The 23,360-nt window shown below is 62.1% G+C and carries 21 protein-coding genes; 9 read left to right on the forward strand and 12 right to left on the reverse strand.

All coding sequences use genetic code 11. The features are described 5' to 3' along the window. Position 1: 1 nt before the first annotated feature. The 3 genes from NN484_RS16440 to greB are packed head-to-tail and all read left to right on the forward strand — an operon-like array spanning position 2 to position 3,721. The gene (locus NN484_RS16440; protein WP_007908572.1) at positions 2-685 is read left to right on the forward strand and encodes an ABC transporter ATP-binding protein; all 684 of its coding nucleotides are present in this window, start codon (positions 2-4) and stop codon (positions 683-685) included. Continuing rightward, positions 685-3,189, forward strand: coding sequence for an ABC transporter permease (locus NN484_RS16445; protein WP_274657486.1), 2,505 nt, complete (start codon positions 685-687; stop codon positions 3,187-3,189). Before NN484_RS16440 ends, NN484_RS16445 begins: the two co-directional genes overlap by 1 nt. Positions 3,190-3,223: 34 nt before the next feature. After that, positions 3,224-3,721 carry a transcription elongation factor GreB gene (greB, locus tag NN484_RS16450; protein WP_274657487.1) on the forward strand — a complete coding sequence of 166 codons (498 nt, stop codon included), beginning with the start codon at positions 3,224-3,226 and terminating at the stop codon, positions 3,719-3,721. A 3-nt stretch (positions 3,722-3,724) separates the two neighbouring features. Here the strand turns inward: greB and NN484_RS16455 are convergent, their stop codons facing one another. The 3 genes from NN484_RS16455 to NN484_RS16465 all read right to left on the reverse strand — a co-directional run bounded on the left by NN484_RS16455 (position 3,725) and on the right by NN484_RS16465 (position 6,246). Continuing rightward, complete coding sequence (locus NN484_RS16455) at positions 3,725-4,033, reverse strand: class I SAM-dependent methyltransferase (protein ID WP_123587445.1); 309 nt, start codon at positions 4,031-4,033, stop codon at positions 3,725-3,727. Positions 4,034-4,281: 248 nt separating this feature from the next. Further along, complete coding sequence (locus tag NN484_RS16460; protein WP_007964771.1) at positions 4,282-4,716, reverse strand: DoxX family protein; 435 nt, start codon at positions 4,714-4,716, stop codon at positions 4,282-4,284. Positions 4,717-4,824: 108 nt separating this feature from the next. Continuing rightward, complete coding sequence (locus tag NN484_RS16465; protein ID WP_127648782.1) at positions 4,825-6,246, reverse strand: MltF family protein; 1,422 nt, start codon at positions 6,244-6,246, stop codon at positions 4,825-4,827. A 238-nt stretch (positions 6,247-6,484) separates the two neighbouring features. Here NN484_RS16465 and NN484_RS16470 point away from each other — a divergent pair, with 238 nt between their 5' ends. From NN484_RS16470 to NN484_RS16480, 3 genes are all read left to right on the forward strand, one after another. Beyond that, a complete protein-coding gene (locus NN484_RS16470; protein WP_215501992.1) occupies positions 6,485-7,291 on the forward strand; it encodes a TatD family hydrolase in 807 nt (268 codons plus the stop codon). Between the two features lie 175 nt (positions 7,292-7,466). Beyond that, positions 7,467-8,948, forward strand: coding sequence for a methyl-accepting chemotaxis protein (locus NN484_RS16475; protein ID WP_274657488.1), 1,482 nt, complete (start codon positions 7,467-7,469; stop codon positions 8,946-8,948). A gap of 203 nt (positions 8,949-9,151) precedes the next feature. Further along, positions 9,152-9,517 (forward strand): Mpo1-like protein, encoded by a 366-nt coding sequence (locus tag NN484_RS16480; protein WP_041069479.1) that lies wholly within the window; start codon positions 9,152-9,154, stop codon positions 9,515-9,517. Position 9,518: 1 nt separating this feature from the next. On the opposite strand, the gene NN484_RS16485 is transcribed toward NN484_RS16480, so the two are convergent. The 3 genes from NN484_RS16485 to NN484_RS16495 all read right to left on the reverse strand — a co-directional run bounded on the left by NN484_RS16485 (position 9,519) and on the right by NN484_RS16495 (position 11,655). Continuing rightward, positions 9,519-10,313 (reverse strand): acyl-CoA thioesterase, encoded by a 795-nt coding sequence (locus NN484_RS16485; RefSeq protein WP_127648785.1) that lies wholly within the window; start codon positions 10,311-10,313, stop codon positions 9,519-9,521. Positions 10,314-10,526: 213 nt separating this feature from the next. Then, entirely contained in the window at positions 10,527-11,297 is a 771-nt protein-coding gene (locus NN484_RS16490; protein ID WP_215501994.1) for a CHAD domain-containing protein, read from the reverse strand. Positions 11,298-11,376: 79 nt separating this feature from the next. Further along, positions 11,377-11,655 (reverse strand): hypothetical protein, encoded by a 279-nt coding sequence (locus tag NN484_RS16495; protein ID WP_041069470.1) that lies wholly within the window; start codon positions 11,653-11,655, stop codon positions 11,377-11,379. A gap of 215 nt (positions 11,656-11,870) precedes the next feature. Between NN484_RS16495 and NN484_RS16500 the strand changes: the two genes are divergently transcribed. Then, on the forward strand, positions 11,871-12,908 hold the full coding sequence (locus NN484_RS16500) for a patatin-like phospholipase family protein (protein WP_127648787.1): 1,038 nt from the start codon (positions 11,871-11,873) through the stop codon (positions 12,906-12,908). A 135-nt stretch (positions 12,909-13,043) separates the two neighbouring features. Here the strand turns inward: NN484_RS16500 and NN484_RS16505 are convergent, their stop codons facing one another. The 6 genes from NN484_RS16505 to kdpF form a co-directional block, all read right to left on the reverse strand. Continuing rightward, positions 13,044-13,742, reverse strand: coding sequence for a response regulator (locus NN484_RS16505; protein ID WP_127648788.1), 699 nt, complete (start codon positions 13,740-13,742; stop codon positions 13,044-13,046). 48 nt (positions 13,743-13,790) lie between these two features. Then, positions 13,791-16,442: a sensor histidine kinase gene (locus NN484_RS16510; RefSeq protein ID WP_274657489.1), complete on the reverse strand. Its 2,652-nt coding sequence runs from the start codon at positions 16,440-16,442 to the stop codon at positions 13,791-13,793. Between the two features lie 115 nt (positions 16,443-16,557). Then, positions 16,558-17,103, reverse strand: a complete 546-nt coding sequence (gene kdpC / locus NN484_RS16515; RefSeq protein WP_127648790.1) for a potassium-transporting ATPase subunit KdpC — start codon at positions 17,101-17,103, stop codon at positions 16,558-16,560. A gap of 195 nt (positions 17,104-17,298) precedes the next feature. Beyond that, the gene (kdpB, locus tag NN484_RS16520; RefSeq protein WP_414892887.1) at positions 17,299-19,362 is read right to left on the reverse strand and encodes a potassium-transporting ATPase subunit KdpB; all 2,064 of its coding nucleotides are present in this window, start codon (positions 19,360-19,362) and stop codon (positions 17,299-17,301) included. 4 nt (positions 19,363-19,366) lie between these two features. Continuing rightward, positions 19,367-21,061: a potassium-transporting ATPase subunit KdpA gene (gene kdpA, locus NN484_RS16525; protein WP_274657490.1), complete on the reverse strand. Its 1,695-nt coding sequence runs from the start codon at positions 21,059-21,061 to the stop codon at positions 19,367-19,369. 8 nt (positions 21,062-21,069) lie between these two features. Further along, on the reverse strand, positions 21,070-21,159 hold the full coding sequence (kdpF, locus tag NN484_RS16530) for a K(+)-transporting ATPase subunit F (RefSeq protein ID WP_007963673.1): 90 nt from the start codon (positions 21,157-21,159) through the stop codon (positions 21,070-21,072). Positions 21,160-21,557: 398 nt separating this feature from the next. Between kdpF and eat the strand changes: the two genes are divergently transcribed. Both eat and NN484_RS16540 read left to right on the forward strand, forming a co-directional pair. Further along, positions 21,558-22,922 carry an ethanolamine permease gene (gene eat, locus NN484_RS16535; RefSeq protein ID WP_127648792.1) on the forward strand — a complete coding sequence of 455 codons (1,365 nt, stop codon included), beginning with the start codon at positions 21,558-21,560 and terminating at the stop codon, positions 22,920-22,922. A gap of 220 nt (positions 22,923-23,142) precedes the next feature. Continuing rightward, complete coding sequence (locus tag NN484_RS16540; protein WP_003226857.1) at positions 23,143-23,310, forward strand: DUF2897 family protein; 168 nt, start codon at positions 23,143-23,145, stop codon at positions 23,308-23,310. Positions 23,311-23,360 lie beyond the last annotated feature (50 nt).

The raw sequence follows: 23,360 nt of genomic DNA on the forward strand, positions 1-23,360 counted from the left end.
CATGGGCGCAAGCATTCTCACCGCGAAGAACCTTAGCAAAGTGGTTCCCAGCGCGGAAGGTGAACTGACCATCCTGCACGAACTCAGCCTGGAACTGAACAAGGGCGACAGCCTGGCCATCGTCGGCGCGTCCGGTTCCGGCAAATCCACCCTGCTCGGCCTGCTGGCCGGCCTTGACTTGCCGAGCAGCGGCGAAGTCATTCTCGCCGGGCAGGGTCTGAGCAATCTCGACGAAGACCAGCGTGCGCGCATTCGCGCCGAACACGTGGGTTTCGTCTTTCAATCCTTCCAGTTGCTCGACAGCCTCAACGCACTGGAAAACGTCATGCTGCCGCTGGAACTCGATGGCCGCAAAGACGCCCGCGAACGCGCCACCGAATTGCTGCAACGGGTCGGCCTTGGTCAGCGCCTGACACACTCGCCGCGCCAGCTCTCCGGCGGCGAACAACAGCGCGTGGCGATTGCCCGGGCCTTCGCTGCCGAGCCGGACGTGCTGTTCGCCGACGAACCTACCGGCAACCTCGACAGCCACACCGGCGAGCGCATCAGCGACTTGCTGTTTGAACTGAACAAGGAACGCGGCACCACTCTGGTGCTGGTGACCCACGACGAACGCCTGGCCCATCGCTGCCGGCGCCTGATCCGTCTTGAAGCCGGGCTGCTGGTCGCCCCTCTGGAGCCTTGATGGCACGTCTGCCGCTGTTGCGTCTGTTCAGTCTCGCTATTCGCCAATTGTTGCGCGATGCCCGCGCCGGTGAATTGCGCGTGCTGTTCTTCGCCCTGGTCGTCGCGGTGGCGGCCAGTACCGCCATCGGCTATTTCGGCGCCCGCCTCAACGGCGCCATGATGCTGCGCGCCACCGAGTTCCTTGGCGCCGACCTGGTGCTTGAAGGTAGCTCGCCGGCACGCGACGAACAGATCCGCAGCGGCACCGAGCTGCGCTTGAATCATGCGCAGGTGGTGGAGTTTTCCAGCGTCATCGCCACCGACAACGGCATTCAGTTATCGAGCATCAAAGCGGTTGATCGCGCCTACCCGCTGCGCGGTGAACTGAAAAGCGCCCCTGCCCCGTTTTCCACTGAAACCTCTGGCGGCGAGCCGCAACCCGGCGAAGCCTGGGTCGAAGCCCGTCTGCTGACTGCACTGGATCTGAAGATCGGCGACAGCGTCGACGTCGGCATGAAGACCCTGAAGCTGACCCGCGTGCTGACCTATGAGCCGGATCGCGCCGGCAACTTCTACAGCCTCACGCCTCGGGTGATGATCAACCTCGACGACCTCGCCGCCACCGGCGTGGTGCAGCCCGGCAGCCGGGTCAGCTACCGCGAACTGTGGCGCGGCGAACCGCAGGCACTGGAAACCTATCGGCAACTGATCAAACCGGGACTGGCAGCGAATCAGCGCATTCAGGACGCCCGTGATGGCAACCGGCAAATTGGCGGCGCGCTGGGCAAGGCCGAGCGCTACCTGAACATGGCCAGTCTGGTCGCGGTGCTGTTGGCCGGCGTGGCCGTGGCGCTGTCGGCCAACCGCTTCGCCAGTCGCCGCTTCGACGCCAGTGCCCTTCTGCGCTGTCTCGGCTTGTCGCGCCGGGAAACCCTGCTGTTGTTCAGTATTCAATTGACCGTACTGGGTCTGTTCGCCGCCCTCAGCGGTGCCGTGATCGGCTGGTTGGCGCAACTGGGGCTGTTTGCCCTGCTGCATGATCTGTTGCCGACGGATGTTCCACCGGGCGGGCTGTTTCCGGCGCTGGCCGGGATCGGTACGGGGCTGGTGGCGCTCGCCGGGTTCGCCCTGCCACCGCTTGCCGCACTGGGTCGGGTGCCTCCGCTGCGGGTGCTGCGTCGCGACATGCTGCCGATTCCGTCGAGCACCTGGATGGTCTATGGCGCGGCGCTGGGTGCGCTGGGCCTGATCATGTGGCGCCTGAGTCTCGACCTGCTGTTGACCTTTGCCTTGCTCGGTGGCGGCGTCGTAGCGGCGCTCATCCTTGGCGGGCTGCTGCTGTTGCTGCTGAACAGCCTGCGTCGTCTGTTGGCGCGAGCCTCGCTGCCGTGGCGCCTGGGACTGGGTCAGTTGTTGCGCCATCCACTGGCCGCCGCCGGGCAATCACTGGCGTTCGGTTTGATCCTGCTGTCGATGGCGTTGATCGCCCTGCTGCGCGGTGAACTGCTCGACACCTGGCAAAACCAGTTGCCGAAAAACGCGCCGAACTATTTCGCCCTGAACATCCTGCCGGCGGACAAACAGGCCTTCACCGATCATTTGGTCAACGTGTCCGCGCAAGCAGCGCCCCTGTACCCGGTGGTGCCGGGGCGCCTGATCAGCATCAATGGCGAACCGGTGCAACTGATCGTCAGCAAGGATTCGGCCGGTGACCGGGCGGTTCAGCGTGACCTGAGCCTGACCTGGGCTGCCGACCTGCCGGCCGGCAACAAGCTCACGGCCGGCTCGTGGTGGACCGAACAGCCCTCGGACGATGTTCCGGGCGTGTCGGTGGAAGGCAAAGTCGCCGAAAGCCTCAAGCTCAAACTGGGCGATCACATGGTGTTCAGCGTCGGCGGGGTCAATCGTGAAGCGAAAGTCACCAGCCTGCGCGAGATCAATTGGGACAATTTTCAGCCGAATTTCTTCATGATCTTCCAGCCCGGCACCCTGAAGGATCTGCCGGCGACCTACCTGACCAGTTTTTATCTGGCACCGGGTCACGATCAGCAGATCGTCGAGTTGTCGCGGGCCTTTCCGGCCGTGACCATTCTTCAGGTCGAAGCGCTGCTGGAACAACTGCGCAGTATCCTCGCCCAGGTCACCCTGGCGGTGGAGTATGTGTTGTTGTTTGTGTTGGCCGCAGGAATGGCGGTGCTGTTCTCTGGCTTGCAGGCAACGCTGGATGAACGCATTCGCCAAGGCGCGCTGTTGCGCGCGCTGGGTGCGGAGCGGCAGCTACTGGTCAAGGCCCGGCGCATCGAGTTCGGCTTGCTCGGGGCGGTCAGCGGCTTGCTCGCAGCCATTGGTTCGGAGGTGGTGAGCCTGGTGTTGTATCGCTTTGCCTTCGACCTGCCGTGGCATCCGCATCCGTGGCTGCTGGTGCTGCCTCTGATCGGTGCGGCGCTGATTGGCGGCGCGGGTGTCTTCGGTACGCGGCGAGCGCTCAATGCAAGTCCGCTGACAGTCTTGCGCGAGGGTTGATAGACTCAAGCGGTCTTTATCACAAGAAGTTGCCATGAGCCGTTATCGCCCTCCCCGCACCGCCGGTACCGCGCTGATCACCCCGGAAGGTGAAGCGCGGATGCGCGCTGAATTCCATGAGCTGTGGCATGTACGCCGCCCGCAGGTGACGCAATCGGTCAGCGAGGCGGCGGCTCAGGGGGATCGCTCGGAAAACGCCGAGTACACCTACGGCAAAAAGATGCTGCGCGAGATCGACAGCCGCGTGCGTTTTCTCACCAAGCGCCTCGAAGCCTTGAAGGTCGTCAGCGAAAAACCCAGTGACCCGAACAAGGTCTACTTCGGTGCCTGGGTGACCATCGAAGACGAAGACGGCAAGCAATCGCGCTACCGCATCGTTGGCCCGGATGAACTGGATCTCAAACTGGGTTTGATCAGCATCGACTCGCCGCTGGCCCGCGCCTTGATCGGCAAGGCGCTGGACGCCGAAGTACGGGTGCAGACGCCGACCGGTGAGCAGTTTGTCTATATCGTGGCGATCAACTACCCGTAAACCTCAACGACGGGTGATCAGTCCCTGACGCGCAACGCGGGTCAGTTGTCTGATCATTTCCGGAGCGTCTTCAGCGCTCGGCGCCTGAATCACCGCCAGATCGAAACTGTCGCTGGCAAAGCGTGCCAGGGACTCGCCGTCTTCGACAAACTGGATCAGGAACGCGGCAGGACCGCCGCTACGACGTGGCCAACCATCGAGATAACGCAACAGCGTCGGCTGATGTTTGCCGCCAAGCAGGATTTTCGGGTTGCGCTGGGTGATATGTGCCGTGATCGGCGCGGGACGTGCTGGAGGGCGTAGTGCATTCATCGTGTCGTGTCTCTGCCTCAAAAGTCTGCATGGCAGGTGAGAGGCAACACCGAACCAGCGCTTTAGCGGTATTTCGAAGCCCTGTTCCGGCTTCTGACGGCAACTGTCTGAGTTACCTGGCGCCCCGCAAGTAGCTGTTTAAATCGGCGCATGAGCAACATCCTAGATAACGTGACCGATGAGTGTCAAGAATCAGCCACAACAAAAAAGGCCCGCACAATGCGGGCCTTTTGCTTGATCCAGAGCGCTCAACCGGCGATGGCGCGGTCCACCGACAGCTTGCCGGCGCCTTCGATCATCACCGCGAGACTGCCACCGAGCAGCGCCAGGGCGAACTCGTAACCGTTGTTGGCCATGAACAGACCGTTGCTGATGTGCACGGTGAAGATCGCCACCAGCGACAGGAAGGTCAGACCCAGCGCTGCCGGACGCACCAGCAGGCCGATGATCAACGCCAGACCGGCAAAGAACTCGGTACCGCCGGCCAGTGTCGCCATCAGGTAACCCGGGTGCAGGCCAATGCTGTCCATGTACTGCGCAGTGCCGGCCAGACCGTAACCACCGAACAGACCGAAAAGCTTCTGCGAACCGTGGGCGGCGAAGATCACGCCGACGGCGATGCGCAGAATGGTCAGGCCGTAACCGGCGCGGGTGAACAGAACCTTGTTGATCAGAGAGCTCATGGGGCATTCCTTGTTTAGCGAGAAGTGTGTTGGGATTGGTCGCTATATTAATCAGTTAAATTCATGTTAAAAGCGCAATTATTTCGCCATAACAATCAGTTTATTAGATCATTTCCGTGAGGCAACTTTCTGTCCCCGGGGCTCCAGTGACTCCCGCTCCCGGTCGAACGCCAAGTAGTACTTGTTCACGCTATTAACATAGCTGACGGCACCCATGCCCACCTGCTCCATGGCGATGCGCTCGACCTGGAAGAACCACTGGTTCGGATTCAGGCCACGTCGCCGCGCCTCGGCACGCATGCCTTGAACGCGCTCCGGACCGATGTTGTAGGCCGCCAGGGTGAACGCCATGCGCTCGCGCTCATTGAGCTTCGGACTGTTGAAAAACTTGCGGCGGATCATCGCCAGGTACTTGGCCCCGGCCTGCACATTCGCATCGAGATTCTGGATATTGTTCACGCCGACCCGCTGCGCCGCGGACGGGGTGATCTGCATCAGCCCGGTCGGGCCACTGCCGCTGCGGGCGTCAGGTTGCAGGGCCGACTCCTTGAATGCCAGCGCTGCCAGATTCAACCAGTCCATGTTTTGCGCGTCAGCGTGTTTTTGCAGGGTCGGGCGCAGTTTTTCCAGACGCTGGCGGTTAGCCTTGGCCAACGGATAATGCACTTGGTAGAGGCGCCGATAGATCCGCAGAAATTCCGCATCCTCGTTCGCCGGTTTTTTGTAGCCGACCAGAAAGCGATCGATGCTCGCCCGCAGCATCGAGGCATCGCGGCGCACAAACCAGTATTCCTCACCCGGCTCGCTGATCATCAACTGCCGGTCAGAACGCAGCTTGGGCAGGATCTTGCTCCAGCGCTCGGCGATGGGTTGCTCGACGATGGTCAGGTGAAATATCCCGCCCTGCACCATCTCCAGCACGTCTTCGACGGCCAGGGTGGGATCGACCCACTCGATCTTGATCGGCGCCAGTTTGTGCAACGCAAGTTTCTGATTGAGCTGGCTGACCGCCTCACCAGCAGCGCTGCCGGTGGGCAGCGCCAAGGTCTTGCCGGACAGCTGTTCGACCTTGGTGTAGCGGCGCTCGCCCTTGATGCCGACCAGCACCAGCGGCACGTTGCGGGCAATCGGTTCACTGCTGGCCACCGCATGGCCCGGCTGCAGATCGAGCAGCTCTCCAGGCGCTACCAGATCGCCTTCGCCGCGCTGCAAGGCGCCGAGCAGTTGATCCTTGGCTTTGGGAATTATTTTGAGGGTGACTTCCTGGCCATCGCGGGCGTGACCGTTGAGGTATTGCTCGAAGGCGCGCAGGCGGTGGTATTCGACACCGATGGCCTGGCCCTGGACTTCCCCGGAGCTGTTGCGACTCTGGTTGACCAGCACTCGCAGCACGCGGCTGCTGCGTATTTCCGACAGGTCGCGAACCTTGGCGGCCGGCACGGCTTGCAGTGGCCCGGGCAGGCGCGCAACCGCCGTTATCGGCAGCAGCAGCGACGCACACAACAGGAGCAAAACCGAGGGACGATGCATCCACTCTCCGGAAAGAATACGGGGTGTTTTTTTACCGCTGAACGGTCGCAAACACCGACGAAAACAGAGCGCCTGGAGCGCTGGCAAAGTGCGAGAGACTGGCACAGTGATGGCATTTATGCCAACCCGGGCTGCGTCACGGCATCAAGAGACAGCTATAACTCTTTGTAGTTCTTGGCTTTTCTTATAAATCTACAGCTCTGATATGCTTTCCGGCCCTTCGGCCCGAGGTAGAACCATGCAACTCATCGATATCGGCGTCAACCTGACCAACCCAAGTTTCGCCGAAAAACATCAGGCCGTGCTCGACCGCGCCTACGCCGCCGGGGTCTGCCAACTGGTGCTCACCGGCACCAGCGTCGAGGGTAGCGAGCAGGCGCTGGAACTGTGCCAGCAACTGGATGAAAGCGGGCAACGGCTGTTCGCCACTGCCGGCCTTCACCCGCATTCGGCCAGCGACTGGAACGCCGACAGCGCACGTCGTTTGCGCAGCCTGCTGCAAGAGAAAAACGTGGTCGCCGTGGGTGAATGCGGGCTGGACTTCAACCGCGATTTCTCGCCACGCCCGCAACAGGAAAAGGTCCTGGAAGAACATCTGGCGCTGGCCGCAGAGCTGCAACTGCCGGTGTTCCTGCACGAGCGTGACGCCAGCCAGCGTCTGCTGGAAATTCTCCGGGACTTCCGTGATCAATTGCCCGCCGCGGTGGTGCACTGTTTTACCGGCGAGCAGAAAGCCTTGTTCAGTTATCTGGATCTGGACCTGCACATCGGCATCACCGGCTGGATCTGCGACGAGCGCCGGGGCACGCATCTGCACCCGCTGGTCAAGGAGATCAAGCGCGGACGGCTGATGCTCGAAAGCGACGCGCCGTACCTGCTGCCGCGCACCCTGCGGCCAAAGCCGAAAAACGGTCGCAACGAGCCGGCCTACCTGACTGAAGTACTGCGCGAAGTGGCGCTGCACCGGAGCGAGAGCGAGGACGATCTGGCGGCGCACACCACCGCATGTGCCCGTGCGTTCTTCACTCTGCCGACGTTGGTGTAAGCCGCAAAAGATCGCAGCCTTCGGCAGCTCCTACAGGGTGCACAGCATCTCAATGCAGGAGCTGCCGAAGGCTGCGATCTTTTGATCTGTTGACCCACATCAAACCCGGCTTCCGACATAGCGGCACAATGCTGGCACCTTGCCAAAACTGTTTCCGCTATCAGAGAAGACCTCCATGGGTGCCTGGCTTAGCAATATCTCGCTGAAATACAAATTCTGGGCGGTCAACGCGGTCGCCTTCGTCACCACCCTGCTGCTGGTGCTGTACGCCGTGCAACTCGAGCAGCAGGCCCGCAGCCAGGCGTCCAAAACCTCCGCTCAGGCCCAGGCGCAATTGCTCAAGGCCTGGCCGACCGGGCAGGCGCTGCCCAAGGCCGACCAGGTGTTGAGCTTCAAACGCGGGGAAGCACCGCGCCTCAACGATCAACCCGTGCTGGAAATCAGCGACAGCAACGGCTGGAACGAGATCAATCACCTGCCATTGTTCGGCAACAACCCGCTGATGGGCGCCGAAGTGTTCAGCCGTGCCAACGGCGAGCAAGTCGCAGTCATCGCCTATGGCCCAAGCCTGGCGCAAGTGTTCAGCGAGCGTTTTGCCAACTACGCCGTTGCCGTGTTCATCCTGATGCTGGCAATGCTCGGCGCTTCGCAACTGCTGATCCGCTTCCTGCTCAGCCAGCTCAATACATTGAAAGACGTAATGCTGCATGTCGAGAAAAGCGGCGACCTCTCGGCCCGTGTGCCGCTGGCCTGCAAGGATGAAGTCGGGCAGATGGCCAACGCGTTCAATGCGATGCAGGCCGGTTATCAACGGGTGGTCACGACCGTTGCCAACACCGCGCGACAACTCGACGTTGGCGCTGCACGCCTGGCGGCGAGCATGAACGAGGTGCGCCACGGCATGCTCGGCCAACAGAGCGAGACCGATCAGGCCGCGACGGCGATCAATGAAATGACCGCCACGGTTTACCACATCGCCCAGCACGCCGGCGCCACCCGTGATCTGTCGCAGACCGCCGATGGCCTGGCTGGCAGCGGTCAGCAAGTGGTCAGCCGCGTGCAGCAGTCGATTGCCGGACTCTCCAGCGGTGTGCAGCAGACCGCTGAGATGATCCAGCGCCTGGCCGAAGACAGCCAGAAGATCAATGGCGTGGTCAGTGTGATTCACAGCATCGCCGAGCAAACCAACCTGCTGGCCCTCAACGCGGCCATCGAAGCCGCCCGGGCCGGTGAGATGGGCCGTGGGTTTGCCGTGGTCGCCGATGAGGTACGCAACCTGGCGAAACGCGTGCAGACCTCCACCGATGAAATCACCACCATGGTGTCGGCATTGCAGGCCGGCACCCGCGATGCGGTGGACTTCATGCAGGAGAGTTCCTACAAGGCCGACGACTGCGTGCAACAGGCGCAGGAGGCTGGCGAGGCGCTGGCGGAAATCACCGGTGCCGTGGCGCAGATGCGCGAGAGCAACACGCAGATCGCGGTGGCGGCGGAGCAGCAGAGTCAGGTGGCCGAGGAGATGAATCGGGCGGTGGTTAGTATTCGTGATGTAACCGAGAACACTGTGCAGCAGACGGTGGATTCGGCGACCACCAGTAATGAGCTGGCGACACTGGCCGGGGAGCTGAGCAAGGCCATCGGGCAGTTGAAGCTCTGAAGATCAAAAGATCAAAAGATCAAAAGATCGCAGCCTTCGGCAGCTCCTACATTGGAATGCAGGTTCCTGTAGGAGCTGCCGAAGGCTGCGATCTTTTTTGTCCATCATTACTATGATGCCAATAGCCAACCTTGATTCGCCGCCCCACCCGCCCCGGCCTATTCTTCAATCATGTGTTCAACATGGATCGAGGAGTAGCAAACATGGGCAAACGTCACCCCAATCTTCCCGCGTGGCAATGGCGCGCGTACCCGAACAATCACCAGCACCCGACCAATCTGGTGTTGCACCTGATTGCCGTGCCGTTGTTCATCGTCGCGTTTCTGCTGATCGTGTCCGGGGTGTTCAGCCTGAGCCTGGCGAGTGTCGCCATCGGCGTGATCGGGATCGTCGCGGCGCTGGGTCTGCAGCGCCACGGCCACAGCCTGGAGGCGCAAGCCTCCGAGCCGTTCAGTGATCGCCAGGATGCCGTGTCACGCCTGCTGGTCGAACAGTTTCTGACCTTTCCACGGTTTTTCCTCAGCGGCGGCTGGTGGCGCGCCTGGCGTGAGCGCCACCGTCGGCATTGATTCAGGCAAAAATCGTCACGGTCTGCCGGCTCATGGCGATCAATTCCCCTTCCGCGCTCCACAGCTTGGCGGCGACATGGCCGTAGCCGTCGGCGGCGTACTCGATGTCAGCCAGGTATTTGCACCAGTCCAGCGTGCTCAAGTCGCGTAGTGGCTGAACGAACTCAATGGTCCAGGTCAATGTGCTGCCCGGTGCCGGTTTCTTCAGGTACGGCAACAAGGCCGGCGGCCACGCATCCACCAGTGCCAGCAGATGCGCCTCATTGACCGGCTCTTCCTTGACGTCCCCACGCAAACGCACCCAGCCGCCCATCTGCCGCGAGGTGTTGCCGGTGAACGGCATGCCGCCGACACTCCAGCGCATCGACAGATGACGCATGAACTCCGGGGTCACGCCCTTGATATAAGGCAGCTCCTGGCATTCATCCCAGTGCTTCATTTCGGCTGCTGGATAGGCGGCAACTGCCACTTCCGAAGGTCGCGAGGCACCAAAGCTGCCTTGCACGATCGTCACCACCTGACCATTCTGCATCGCACGCCCCAGCACCTGGCTGACCGCTTTGCCTTCGCGCAACACATCGACTTCGAAACTCACCGGCACTTGCGGCTCGACCGGGCCGACAAAGGTGATCGCCAGCGATCGCACCGGGCGATCCGCGGGCACTTTCGCGCGCATGGCTTCGTATTGCAGCGCCGCCACCAGACCGCCAAAACTGGCCCGGCCCTGACCCCACTCGGCGGGAATGGTCAGTTCTGGTTGGCGACGGACCGCTTCGAGCAGATCGGAAAAACGCATGACAACCTCGTAAAGCCAAAGTGAATGCAGCGATCTTAACCAGCATGGCAGAGCGCCGCAGCGTCTATTCCGGTCAAATGGACTGACAGAAAGGCCTTATCCGGTTTCCTGCTCAATGAAAAACCCCTGTAGGAGCTGCCGAAGACTGCGATCTTTTGACCTTCAAAAGCCAAGATCGCAGCCTTCGCAGCTCCTACAGGGGTTCAGGTGATATCAGGATTTTTTGAAGCAGCTTGAACTGAGTTTTTCCAGCACCCGGTCCGCCTTGGCTTCAGCCTTGATCAGGCCCGCCTGCCAGGTCGCAACGCACGGTTGCAGATCGCTTTCCTGCTCGGCCCGCGCCAGCCACTGCCAGCAATCGTGCCAGTCACCCAGAGCGCCCTGCGCTGACTTCAGCCGGGCCAGCGCCGCTTCAGGCAGACGATCCAGCTCCGGGTAGGCTTCGATGCCATAGCGCACGCGCTTGATCAGCAAGCGCAGACGATGCCGGTCGTGGGCTGGATCGTGCAGCGCTTCGTCGAGTTTTTTCCATTGCTTGTGCAGGCGTTTCTCGATGCGTTTGCCCAGGCCCTTGAGCAGGCCCTGACGCTGGGAGGCGCGCAAGAATCGCGGAAAGGCGTCGAGAATGATCAGCAGCGACGCCACTTCGGCACTCGCGGCCAGTGCCGGATAGGCGTCGGCCATTTGCGCCATGCGTCGCTGCGCCGCTTGTGGCTGATCGTGCTGGAGCAGATACGCCGCCAGCACCTCGCGGTCACGCCACGGCGTGGTCAACTGCCCCACCGCCGATGCAGCCCCCTCCAATTGCTCGACACCAGGCAAGCCGCGCAATGGCCGTAGCAGGCTGCGCAAGCGTCGCACCGTGGTGCGCAAGTCGTGCAGTGCCTCGGGGTCGGTACGCGCGGTCAAGCGCGCCTGACAGGCCAGCAGCCGCACTTCCAGGCTCAGGACATGAGCCACCAACCGATCCACCAACGCCGACATCACTCGCTCCAGACTCAAATGGCTTGAAAGACAAGTCTGCCGTTGGATGGCAGGCGCATCCTTGCGTTATGTCAGCAGCTTAGCGTCCGGCGCGGGATTCGCGAATGTAGAACCGGGCTTTCTCGGCCTTTTTGCTGCAGCCCTCGAAGCCTTCGAATTGCTGTTGGGTCTTGGCGGCGGTCAGCAACGACAGCGCTTTGGAATAGCTGACCGTGCCGGCGAACCCTTCGGCCTTGGCCAGATCCAGTTCGTGCCACGCCGCATCGAGCTGACTGCCACAGCTGTCACGATAAGCAGTCTTGCCAGCGCAACCGGCCAATGCCAGCGCGATCAACGGCACACAGATCCAGGCTTTCATCACTTACACCTCAAAATAGGTCAACAGTCGTGCAGGTAAGACGCTGCGGCAAGGAAAAAGTGCCTTGGCGCCCATCAATCTACGGTGATCAAAGGATAGCGCTGCGCGGGCATCGCGTATCGAAAAAACGACGCCGTAGCCGCCCTGAACGACCCTGCCGATTGTCGCCCGCCCCCGGATGGGTGCATTGTGGAACCTTGTCGGGAGGAAGTTTGATGAAAAAGCGTGTCGCACTGGTGCTGGGCTCCGGTGGCGCCCGGGGCTATGCCCATATCGGGGTCATTGAGGAGATCGAAAGACGCGGTTACGACATTGCCTGCATTGCCGGTTGTTCGATGGGCGCGGTCGTCGGCGGGATCTATGCGGCGGGCAAGCTCGAGGAGTACCGCAACTGGATCGAAACCCTCGATTATCTGGACGTGCTGCGGCTGGTGGACGTGAGCTTCCGCCTCGGGGCAATCCGTGGCGAGAAAGTCTTCGGGCAGATCCGCAAGATCGTCGGCGAGATCAACATCGAAGACTTGCGCATCCCCTACACCGCCGTCGCCGCCGACCTCACCAATCAGCAGGAAATCTGGTTCCAGGAAGGCTGCCTGCATCAGGCGATGCGCGCCTCGGCGGCGATTCCCAGCCTGTTCACCCCGGTGATGCAAGGCAACCGGATGCTGGTGGACGGCGGCATTCTCAACCCGTTGCCGATCGTGCCGGTGGTGTCGAGCCACTGTGATCTGATCATTGCGGTCAATCTCAACGCGACCAACCAGCGGCATTACAAACTGCCGGTGATTCAGCGCCCGCCAGCCTTTCGTTCGCGCTTCGACAGCTTGCTCAGGTCGCTGGGTTCGAAGATGCCGTTCCGCCGCAAGCAGGCCGAGCAGTTGCTGTTGCTCGAGCAGGAAGCCCTGCGCACACAGGCAGCGGACATCAACCCGTGGCTGGAAGGCAGCGAACCGGAAAGCCAGCAACCGGCAGCCGCCCCCGAGCGCGAAGGCGCACCGAAATCCGCCACCGGTTCGTTCATCATCGATAACGTCGGGCCGGCGTCACTGCTGGACCTGATCAACCAGAGTTTCGAGGTGATGCAGACGTCGCTGGCGCAATACAAGATCGCCGGGTATCCGCCGGACATCCTGATCAACGTGCCGAAGCGCGTGTGCCGGTTTTTCGAGTTCTACAAGGCGCCGGAATTGATCGCGCTGGGGCGGGAGATTGCTCGGGATACGCTGGATCGGTATGAGAGTGAGCAGGGTTGAGTGCCTGAAAGGTCTCTATTGAATGCAATGCCCTCATCGCGAGCAGGCTCACTCCTACATTGAATCTGCGTCGATCACAAAACCCTTGCAGGAGCGAGCCTGCTCGCGAAGGGGGCTGAACAGACACCACAAAAACTACAGGCTGTTCTCATTCAGCAGCCGATACCCGACCCCCGCCTCCGTCACAATAAACCGGGGCCGCGTCGGGTCATCCGCCAGCTTCTGCCGCAAATGCCCGACGACGATCCGCAAATAATGACTGTCCTCGGTGTGCGTCGGGCCCCAGATGTCCTTGAGCAACTGCTGCTGGGTGATGACCCGTCCCGGATGCCGTGCCAGTTGCGCCAGCACCGCGTACTCCTTGCGGGTCAGCGCCACTTCGACACCGTCGAGCAACACCCGCCGATAAGCCAGATCCACAGTCAGCGGGCCAAACGTCAACGCCGCCTGCTGCGCCTCGCCGACCGGCGCCTGACGCAATAACGCGCGAACCCGGGCAAGAAATTCCTGGATGCCGAACGGCTTGGTCACGTAGTCATTGGCGCCGCCATCCAGCGCCTGGACTTTCTGCCCTTCGCTGGCCCGCACCGAGAGCACCAGCACCGGTGCGGTGGCCCATTCGCGAAACTCGCGCAGCACCTGCTGGCCGTCCATGTCCGGCAGGCCGAGGTCGAGCACCAGCAAGTCCGGCTTGTTCAGCGCGGCCTGGGCCAGGCCCTCGGTGCCGGTGCCGGCCTCCAGCACTTTGTAGCCTTGTGAGGCGAGGCTGATGCGCAGGAATTTGCGGATTTGCGGTTCGTCATCGATGACCAAAATGGTCGCGGTCTGGCTCATGAATTCACATCAACACAAAAGATTGGCAAGAGAGTAGCGCACCCGGACTCAGGCTTCATTGTCCATTCCCGGTTGCGTCTGCAACGGCAGGTGCAGGGTGATGCAGGTGCCGCGTCCATCGATACCGTCAGCGACGCTGATCCGCCCGCCATGCGCACCGACCATGCCCTGACAGATCGCCAGCCCCAGACCGGTGCCCTGCCCGCCGCGATCACCGCGGGCGGCGGTGTAGAACATGTCGAAAATCTTCGCCCGCTCGTCTGCGGGAATCCCCGGCCCCTCATCGCTGACCGAGAAAAAAATCTCCTCGTCATTCGCCCCGGCGCTCAGTTGCAAACGACCATGCGGCGGTGAGAACCGCGCAGCGTTTTCCAGCACATTGACCAGCGCCTGCTCGATCAGCGCCGCATGCACGAACAGCAGCGGCAATTCTTCCGGCACATCGGTGCTCACCTGCAACGGCGCCAGCACCGCACGCAGGCGATTGAGCGAACTGCCGACAATGTCGGCCGGCGCCACCCAGTCGCGCGCCAGCTTCAACGCACCGTGACCGAGGCGGGTCATGTCCAGCAGGTTCTGGATGTAGCGGTCGAGGCGTTCGGCTTCATCGCGGGTGCCTTCGAGCAACTCGCGGCGATCTTCCAGCGGGATGGCTTCGCCGAGGGCCAGCAGGCTGTCGATACTGCCGCGCATGGCGGTCAGCGGCGTGCGCAGATCGTGGGACACCGAGGCGAGCAATGCACTGCGCAATTGCTCGGTTTCACCGTGCAGGCGCGCAGCTTCCAGATCGTCCGCCAATTGCGCCCGGGCCAGTGCCTGAGCCAGTGGCTGACTCAACGCGGTGAGCAGGCGCCGACGCTGGCCACTCAAGGTCTGGCCTTCTTTGGCACAGACCCCGAGCAACGCCAGCGGCCCGTCCTCCACCGACAGCGGCCACCACCACCAGCGACCGAACGGCAGCGTGCCGGTGCCCATGCCTGCCGGTTGATCGTGCTGCCAGGCCCAGTCGGCGGCGGCACGTTCGGATTCGGTGAACTCCAGCGGCCCGCCGGTCTCGACTTTCCAGCCGCCCTGCCCGTCCCGATTGAGCAGGCACAACTGCAGATCGCTCCAGCCATTGAGGTGCTGCGCGGCGGCGCTGACCACCGCCTGACGGTCCGTCGCGGCGGTAAGTTTGCGCGACAGATCGAGCAGTTCAGTGGTCTCCTCCTGAGTGTCGCGCAGGGCCTGCAACTGGCGCCGCTGGCGGGCGGCGAGGTTGCCGGTGAGCGCCGCCATCAGCAGGAAGAACAGCAAGGTCAGGACGTCTTCTTCGCGCTGGATGGCGAAGGAAAAATTCGGCGGAATGAACAGAAAATCGTACGTCAGGAACGACAACGCCGCACAGGCCAACGCCGGCCCCAAGCTGCTGCGCACCGCCACCAGCAACACCGCCGCGAGGAATACCAGCGAGATGTTCGGCAGCGGCAACACACTCGACACCGCCCACGCCAGAGCGCTGGCCAGCACCGTGGCAACCAGCGCCAACAGATAGTCGAACCAGACCAGCGTTGGCGTCACCCGCGGGCGCGGTTGAAGGTCCTCATGGTCGTTGTCGAGGACGTTGATTTCCAGCCCGTGAGCCTGGCGCAGCAAACGTGCTGCAAGCCCGCCACCGAACAGGCGACGACGCAGACTCGGCCGCGACTGGCCGACCAGCACCAGACTCGCGCGGCGCTCAGCGGCATGCTGAATCAGGGTTTTCACCACTTCACCGGCACGCAGCAACACCACTTCGCCGCCCAGACGTTCAGCCAATTGCTGGGCATTTTGCAGGCGCAGGCGCGATTGCTCATCGCGCACCGTGCCGTTGTCGACGTGTACCAGACTCCACGGCAAATGCCGACGCTGGGCGACGCGACTGGCGTGACGCACCAGGCGTTCAGCCTGTGCATCACCGTCGATCCCCACCAGCAAACGCCCGCGCACCGCCGGGGCCGCCTGACCGAGTTGACGATAGCCTTGGGCCAGATCGTTATCGACCTGCGCAGCCGCCGTTTGCATCGCCAGTTCGCGCAGCGCGGTGAGGTTGGTCTGGGTGAAAAACGCATCGATCGCCGCCCGCGCCTGCTCCGGTACGTAGACCTTGCCTTCGCGCAGACGCTCCAGCAGTTCGCGCGATGGCAGGTCGATCAGCAGCAGTTCGTAAGCCTCCTGCAGCACCCAGTCCGGCAGGGTTTCGCGCACCTGCACGCCGGTGATGCCGCGTACCTGGTCGTTGAGGCTTTCCAGGTGCTGGACGTTGACCGTGGTGTAGACGTCGATGCCGGCGGCGAGCAGCTCCTGAATGTCCTGCCAACGTTTGGCGTGGCGACTGCCGGGGGCGTTGGTGTGCGCCAGTTCGTCCACCAGCACCAGTTTCGGTTTGGCCGCGAGCAGGCCGTCGAGGTCCATTTCTTCGAGCGTCACGCCCCGGTATTCCAAGCGCACCAGCGGTTGCTGCGGCAAGCCGCCGAGCAGCGCCTCGGTTTCGGCCCGGCCGTGGGTTTCAACGACGCCGGCAATGATTTTCACGCCTTGGCGCAATTGCGTGTGCGCGGCCTGAAGCATGGCGTAGGTCTTGCCGACACCGGGGGCGGCGCCGAGGAAGACTTTCAGCCGGCCACGGCCGTCACGGGGCAGGTCTGCTAACAGCGCGTCGGCGCGGCCGGAGTCACTCATCGGAGATTGCCTTGTTCGGTTTGAAATGAGGGTGAAATGTTAAAAGATCGCAGCCTGCGCCAGCGCCTGCAGGCCGATCCAGTGTAGGCGTAGCCGCAGGCTGCGATCTTTTGATCTACAGCTTTTCCAGCGCCATGTTCAGCTCCAGCACATTCACCACCGGCGGTCCCACCAACGGCTGTTCGATGTGCGCATCGAGCAGTTGCTGCAAGGTCGACACCGGCAGGTTACGGGCTGCCGCGACACGCGCCAGTTGATAGGCAATTGCCGCCGGTGGCAAGTGCGGATCCAGACCACTGCCGGAGGTGGTCAGCAACGCCAATGGCACCGGCCCCTGGCTTGGCACCTGCAGCTTGTTGGCGTCGTCGATCACGCGTGTGGCCAGCGCCGGATTGCTCGGTGCCAGGTTGCTGGCGCTGCTGGAAACAGTCGCAAAGGCGCCCGCCGAAGGACGCGGATGGAACCACGCATCACCGACGAAATCCTGGGCGATCAGCGACGAACCACGCACCTTGCCGTCGGCGTCGCGCACCAGGCTGCCGTTGGCTTGCTCAGGGAAGGCGACCTGCGCGACACCGGTCACCACCAGTGGATAGGCCACGCCGGTGATCAGGGTCATCAGCACCAACAGGCTCAGGGCCGGACGTATCATTGTGGACATTGCAAAATCCTCTTCCAAATATTCAACGCTGCGACATCTGTGGCGAGGGAGCTTGCTCCCGCTCGGCTGCGCAGCAGTCGTAAACCGGTAATCGCCGTGTATCTGATAAGACAGGTGACCGGGTTTGGGGCCGCTTCGCAGCCCAGCGGGAGCAAGCTCCCTCGCCACAAAAAGCCCCAAGCCCCAATAACTCCGTCAAACCAGATGCAGCGCCGTCAGCAGCATGTCGATCGCCTTGATCCCCACGAACGGCACCAGAATTCCGCCCAGTCCATAGATCAACAGGTTGCGGCGCAGCAACGCCGCAGCGCTCGCTGCCTGCACCCGCACGCCACGCAGTGCCAGCGGGATCAGCACCACGATGATCAGGGCGTTGAAGACGATGGCCGACAGGATCGCGCTCTGCGGACTGGTCAGGTGCATGATGTTCAGCACGCCCAGTTGCGGGTAGATCGCAGCGAACAGTGCCGGCAGAATCGCGAAGTATTTGGCGATGTCGTTGGCGATGGAAAAGGTCGTCAGCGCGCCACGGGTTACCAGCAACTCCTTGCCGACCTGCACCACGTCCAGCAGCTTGGTCGGGTCGCTGTCGAGGTCGACCATGTTCGCCGCTTCGCGTGCCGCCTGGGTGCCGTCGTTCATCGCCATGCCGACGTCAGCCTGGGCCAGCGCCGGGGCGTCGTTGGCGCCGTCACCGCACATGGCGACCAGACGACCGTCGTTCTGTTCGTGACGGATACGCGCCAGTTTTTTCTCCGGGGTGGCTTCGGCGAGCACGTCATCGACGCCCGCTTCAGCGGCGATGGCCGCAGCAGTCAACGGGTTGTCGCCGGTGACCATCACCGTGCGAATCCCCAGCTTGCGCAGCTCGGCAAAACGCTCGCGAATGCCTGGCTTGACCACGTCCTTGAGGTGGATCGCGCCGAGCAGTTTGCCGTCGGCACAGACCAGCAACGGAGTACCGCCGCTCTGGGCGATCTTGTCGATTTCCCGCGACAGTGCCGACGGCAGCTCGGCACGTTGTTGACCGAGGAAGGCCAGCAGCGAATCCACTGCGCCCTTGCGGTAAACACGGCCCTGATAGTCGACACCGGACAAGCGGGTTTCAGCGCTGAATGGCACGGCGGTCAGAGTGTCCAGCGCCGGCTCAGGCTGCGGGTGCAGACCGCGCAGGTATTCGACGATGGATTTGCCTTCAGCGGTTTCGTCGGCCAAGGATGCGAACAACGCGCCTTCGGCCAGTTCACGACCATTCACACCCGGAGCGGCATACACCGCGCTGCAACGACGGTTGCCGAAGGTGATGGTGCCGGTCTTGTCCAGCAGCAACACGTGCACGTCACCGGCCGCCTCTACGGCACGGCCAGACTTGGCGATGACGTTCAGACGCACCAGACGATCCATCCCGGCGATACCAATGGCCGAGAGCAGACCGCCAATGGTGGTCGGAATCAGCGTCACCAGCAGCGCCACCAGGAACACCAGAGGCAAGCTGCCGTTGGCGAAATGAGCGAACGGTTGCAGGGTCACCACCACCAGCAGGAAGATCAGGGTCAGACCGATCAGCAGAATGTCCAGGGCAACTTCGTTCGGGGTCTTCTGGCGTTTGGCGCCTTCGACCAGCGCGATCATGCGGTCGAGGGTCGATTCACCGGGGTTGGCGGTGATCTTCACCAGCAGCCAGTCAGACACCAGGCGCGTGTTGCCGGTGACCGCCGAACGATCACCGCCAGACTCGCGAATCACCGGTGCCGATTCGCCAGTGATCGCCGCTTCGTTGACCGCCGCGATACCTTCAATGACCTCGCCGTCACCGGGGATCATCTCCCCGGCTTCGACGCGCACCACATCACCTTTGCGCAGATTCGCAGCGGGCACTACCTGGAAGCTGCCATTGGCCATTTTGCGCCGCGCGCTGAGGCCTTCGCTGCCCGCCTTGAGGCTGTCGGCGCGGGCCTTGCCACGACCTTCGGCCAGGGCCTCGGCGAAGTTGGCGAACAGCACGGTGAACCACAGCCACAGGGCAATCTGCGCGGCGACGAAGGTCGGCACGACGTTGTCCGGGATGAAGCACAGCACGGTGGTGAAGATCGCGGTCAGTTCGACCACCAGCATCACGGGCGAGCGCACCAACTGACGCGGGTCGAGCTTGACGAAGGCTTGCACCAGCGCTGGCCGCCACAGGGCCGAGATCGCGGTTTTCGCTTGCTCCGGCGCCTTGGCGGCGGCGGGTTTGATTGCGGGCATATTCATCATCAGCTCCTTAGAAGCCCATGCTCAGGTGTTCGGCGATTGGGCCGAGCGCCAGGGTTGGCAGGAAGGTCAGGCCGCCCACCAGCAAAATGGTCACGGTCAACAGGGTCACGAACAGCGGGCCGTGGGTCGGAAAGCTGTTCTGGCCGATCGGTGCGGTTTTCTTCATCGCCAGACTGCCGGCCAGTGCCAGCACCGGCAGGATGTAACCGAAGCGACCGATCAACATGCCCAGACCCAGCATCAGGTTGTGGAACGGCGTGTTGGCGCTCAGGCCACCGAACGCCGAACCATTGTTGGCACTGGCCGAGGTGTAGGCGTACAGCAACTGGCTGAAACCGTGCGGGCCGGGGTTGCTGATGGTCGCCGCCGGACCTGGCAGGACAGCCGCGATCGCGCCGAGTACCAGCACGCCCACCGGCATCACCAACAGCGTGACCACCAGCAATTGCACTTCCCGCGCCTGCAGTTTCTTGCCGAGGTATTCCGGGGTGCGGCCAATCATCAGGCCGGCGAGAAACACCGCGATCAGCACGTTGAGCAACATGCCGTAGAGGCCGGCCCCGACGCCGCCGAAGATCACTTCGCCGACCATCATGTTGACCAGCGCAACCATGCCGCTGAGCGGGTTGAGGCTGTCGTGCATGCCGTTGACCGAACCGTTCGACGCCGCCGTGGTGGTCACCGACCACAGCACCGTGGCGGTGGTGCCGAAGCGTGCTTCCTTGCCTTCCAGCGGTGCGGTCTGTTCGACGGCAACGTTGTTCAGCGCCGGGTTAGGCTGATATTCGGCCCACAGCGAAGTCGCGCCACCGATCAGGAACAGCGCGAGCATGCAGGCGATAATCGCGCGGCTCTGACGCAGATCCTTGACGTAGTGGCCGAAGGTGAACACCAGCGCCGCCGGAATCAGAATGATCGAAGACACCTCGAACAGGTTGCTCCAGGCCGTCGGGTTTTCGAATGGATGCGCCGAGTTGACACCGAAGAAGCCACCGCCGTTGGTGCCCAGTTGCTTGATCGCAATCTGGCTGGCCGCCGGGCCGAGCGGGATCACTTGATCAACACCCTGCATCGTCAGCGCATTCACGTATTGCGCGAAGGTCTGTGGCACGCCCTGCCACACCAGGTACAGCGCCAGCAGCAGGCACAGTGGCAGCAAGCCGTAGAGGGTGGCGCGAGTCATGTCGACCCAGAAGTTACCGAGGGTTTTCGTCGATTTACGGCCGATGCCACGGCACAGCGCAACCAGCACGGCGAGGCCGGTGGCGGCGCTGACAAAGTTCTGCACGGTGAGGCCGACCATCTGGCTCAGGTAGCTGAGGGTCGCTTCACCGCTGTAGGACTGCCAGTTGGTGTTGGTCATGAAACTGACCGCGGTGTTGAACGCCTGGGTCCATTCCTGGCCCGGCAGGTTTTGCGGGTTCAGCGGCAGGTGATCCTGGAACAACAGGATCGTGAACAGCAGCAGGAAACCGGCGAGGTTGAACGCCAGCAAGGCCAGCGTGTATTTCTGCCAGCTCTGTTCAGCCTGCGGATCGACCCCGGCGATGCGATAGCAGCCGCGCTCGACCGGGCCGAGAACCGGCGTCAGCCAGGTGCGCTGGCCTTCCATCACTTTGTAGTAGAAGCGCCCGAGGAACGGCGCCGGCAGCAAGACCACCGCAAAAAACGCGAGGATCAGCCAATAGTCATAACTGTGCATAGCCGCTCCTAGTTCCGATCCGCGCGCAACAGCGCAACCAACAGATAAATGAACAGCCCGGCTGCCAACAGCAGGGACACCCCGTCCAGAACGCTCATGGAAGATCTCCGTGTTACGGCGTATTGCCGCGTGTGGAGGCATTGTCGGAAAGGAGGCTGTAAAGGAACGAGACCGAGGGGTGCAGCGGGGCATAAAGAAAGCGTAAAGAGTGGGTTTATGCTGGCGTTACAGCAGGATTTAGCGGCGCTTGTTCAGACCCCATCGCGAGCAGGCTCACTCCTACAGTTGGAATGCATTCAACTGTAGGAGTGAGCCTGCTCGCGATAGCGCCATAACTGGCGACAACGCACCCAACTGGCGCACAAAAAGCAGCTATCCCACCCCGAACATCCCCGATACGACAGCATTCAACTCATTACGACTTGTTTCTCGGTAATGGCACGCCCACTGCAAACGCCTTCCCCCGAGCTTTCCAAACCGTTCAGGGAGCATGCGCATGAACACACAACTCAAACCCACGCTGGGCACCTTGCACTTGTGGGGTATCGCCGTCGGGCTGGTGATTTCCGGTGAGTATTTCGGCTGGAGCTACGGCTGGGGCGTGGCCGGCACACTGGGCTTTCTGGTGACCTCATTCATGGTTGCCACCATGTACACCTGCTTCATCTTCAGCTTCACCGAACTGACCACTGCGATTCCCCATGCAGGCGGGCCGTTTGCCTACAGTCGGCGGGCGTTCGGCGAAAAAGGTGGGCTGATCGCCGGGCTGGCGACGCTGATCGAATTCGTCTTTGCACCGCCGGCAATCGCGCTGGCCATTGGCGCTTATCTGAATGTGCAGTTTCCGGCGCTCGATCCGAAACACGCCGCGGTCGGTGCGTACATCGTGTTCATGACCCTGAACATCCTCGGGGTGAAACTGGCTGCCACGTTCGAACTGATTGTCTGCGTACTGGCGGTGATCGAATTGCTGGTGTTCATGGGCGTGGTCGCGCCGGCGTTCAGCTTCAGCAGTTTTGCCCTGAATGGCTGGGCCGGGTCAGACGTTTTCGGTGCGCCGGCGATTGCCGGGATGTTCGCCGCGATTCCGTTCGCAATCTGGTTTTTCCTCGCCATCGAAGGCGCGGCGATGGCCGCCGAAGAAGCCAAGGATCCGAAACGCACAATCCCAAAGGCGTACATCAGCGGCATCCTGACCTTGGTACTGCTGGCGATGGGCGTGATGTTTTTTGCCGGCGGCGTCGGCGACTGGCGCACCCTGGCGAACATCAACGATCCCCTGCCGCAGGCGATGAAGACTGTGGTCGGTGACAACTCCGGCTGGCTGCACATGCTGGTGTGGATCGGCCTGTTCGGCCTGGTGGCGAGTTTCCACGGGATCATCCTCGGCTACTCACGTCAGTTCTTCGCCCTGGCCCGCGCCGGTTACCTGCCGGCCTCGCTGGCGAAACTGTCGCGCTTCCAGACGCCGCACCGGGCGATCATCGCCGGCGGCATCATCGGCATTGCTGCGATCTACAGCGACGGCCTGATCAACCTCGGCGGCATGACTCTCACCGCCGCGATGATCACCATGGCCGTATTCGGCGCCATCGTGATGTACATCATGAGCATGCTCAGCCTGTTCAAACTGCGTAAGTCGGAGCCGAATCTTGAGCGTACTTTCCGTGCACCGTGCTATCCGCTGGTGCCGATGATTGCGCTGGTGCTGGCCGTGGTGTGTCTGATCGCCATGGCCTGGTTCAACGCACTGATCGGGCTGATTTTCCTGGGCTTCATGGCGGTCGGCTTCGGCTACTTCCTGCTCACCGGGCAGTTGCGCGCCGACGCCCCGGCCGATGCGATGCTGACCGGTCTGTAATCCCCGCTACCTTGTAGGAGCTGTCGAGTGAAACGAGGTTGCGATCTTCGATTTTTAAAGATCAAAAGATCGCAGCCTGCGGCAGCTCCTACAGGGATTTCGGGTACACCGGGTATAACCGGCCTAGAATGGAACCACTGCGAACTCACTTCGCTCAAAGTGGTATGCAGCGTCGCTGGCGAAATCCTCGTCCGTCGAACTGCCATTAAGGAGAGCCGTTATGCCCTGGTATGCCTGGTTGATTCTGGTCGTTGCAATCGGCTCGATCGTTGGCGGATTGATGATGCTGCGCGACACCGCCAACAAGGTCGAACTGACCGATGAAGAACGCAAGCGCGTTGCACAGCGCAATGCCGAAGCGGATATCAAGGACGCGCAGGATCGCTGAACAGAAAACCCCGCCGGAACAGGCGGGGTTTGTTTTTAATGCACGGTTCG

It is taken from the genome of Pseudomonas serboccidentalis (assembly GCF_028830055.1).
GTDB classification, from domain to species: Bacteria; Pseudomonadota; Gammaproteobacteria; order Pseudomonadales; family Pseudomonadaceae; genus Aquipseudomonas; species Aquipseudomonas serboccidentalis.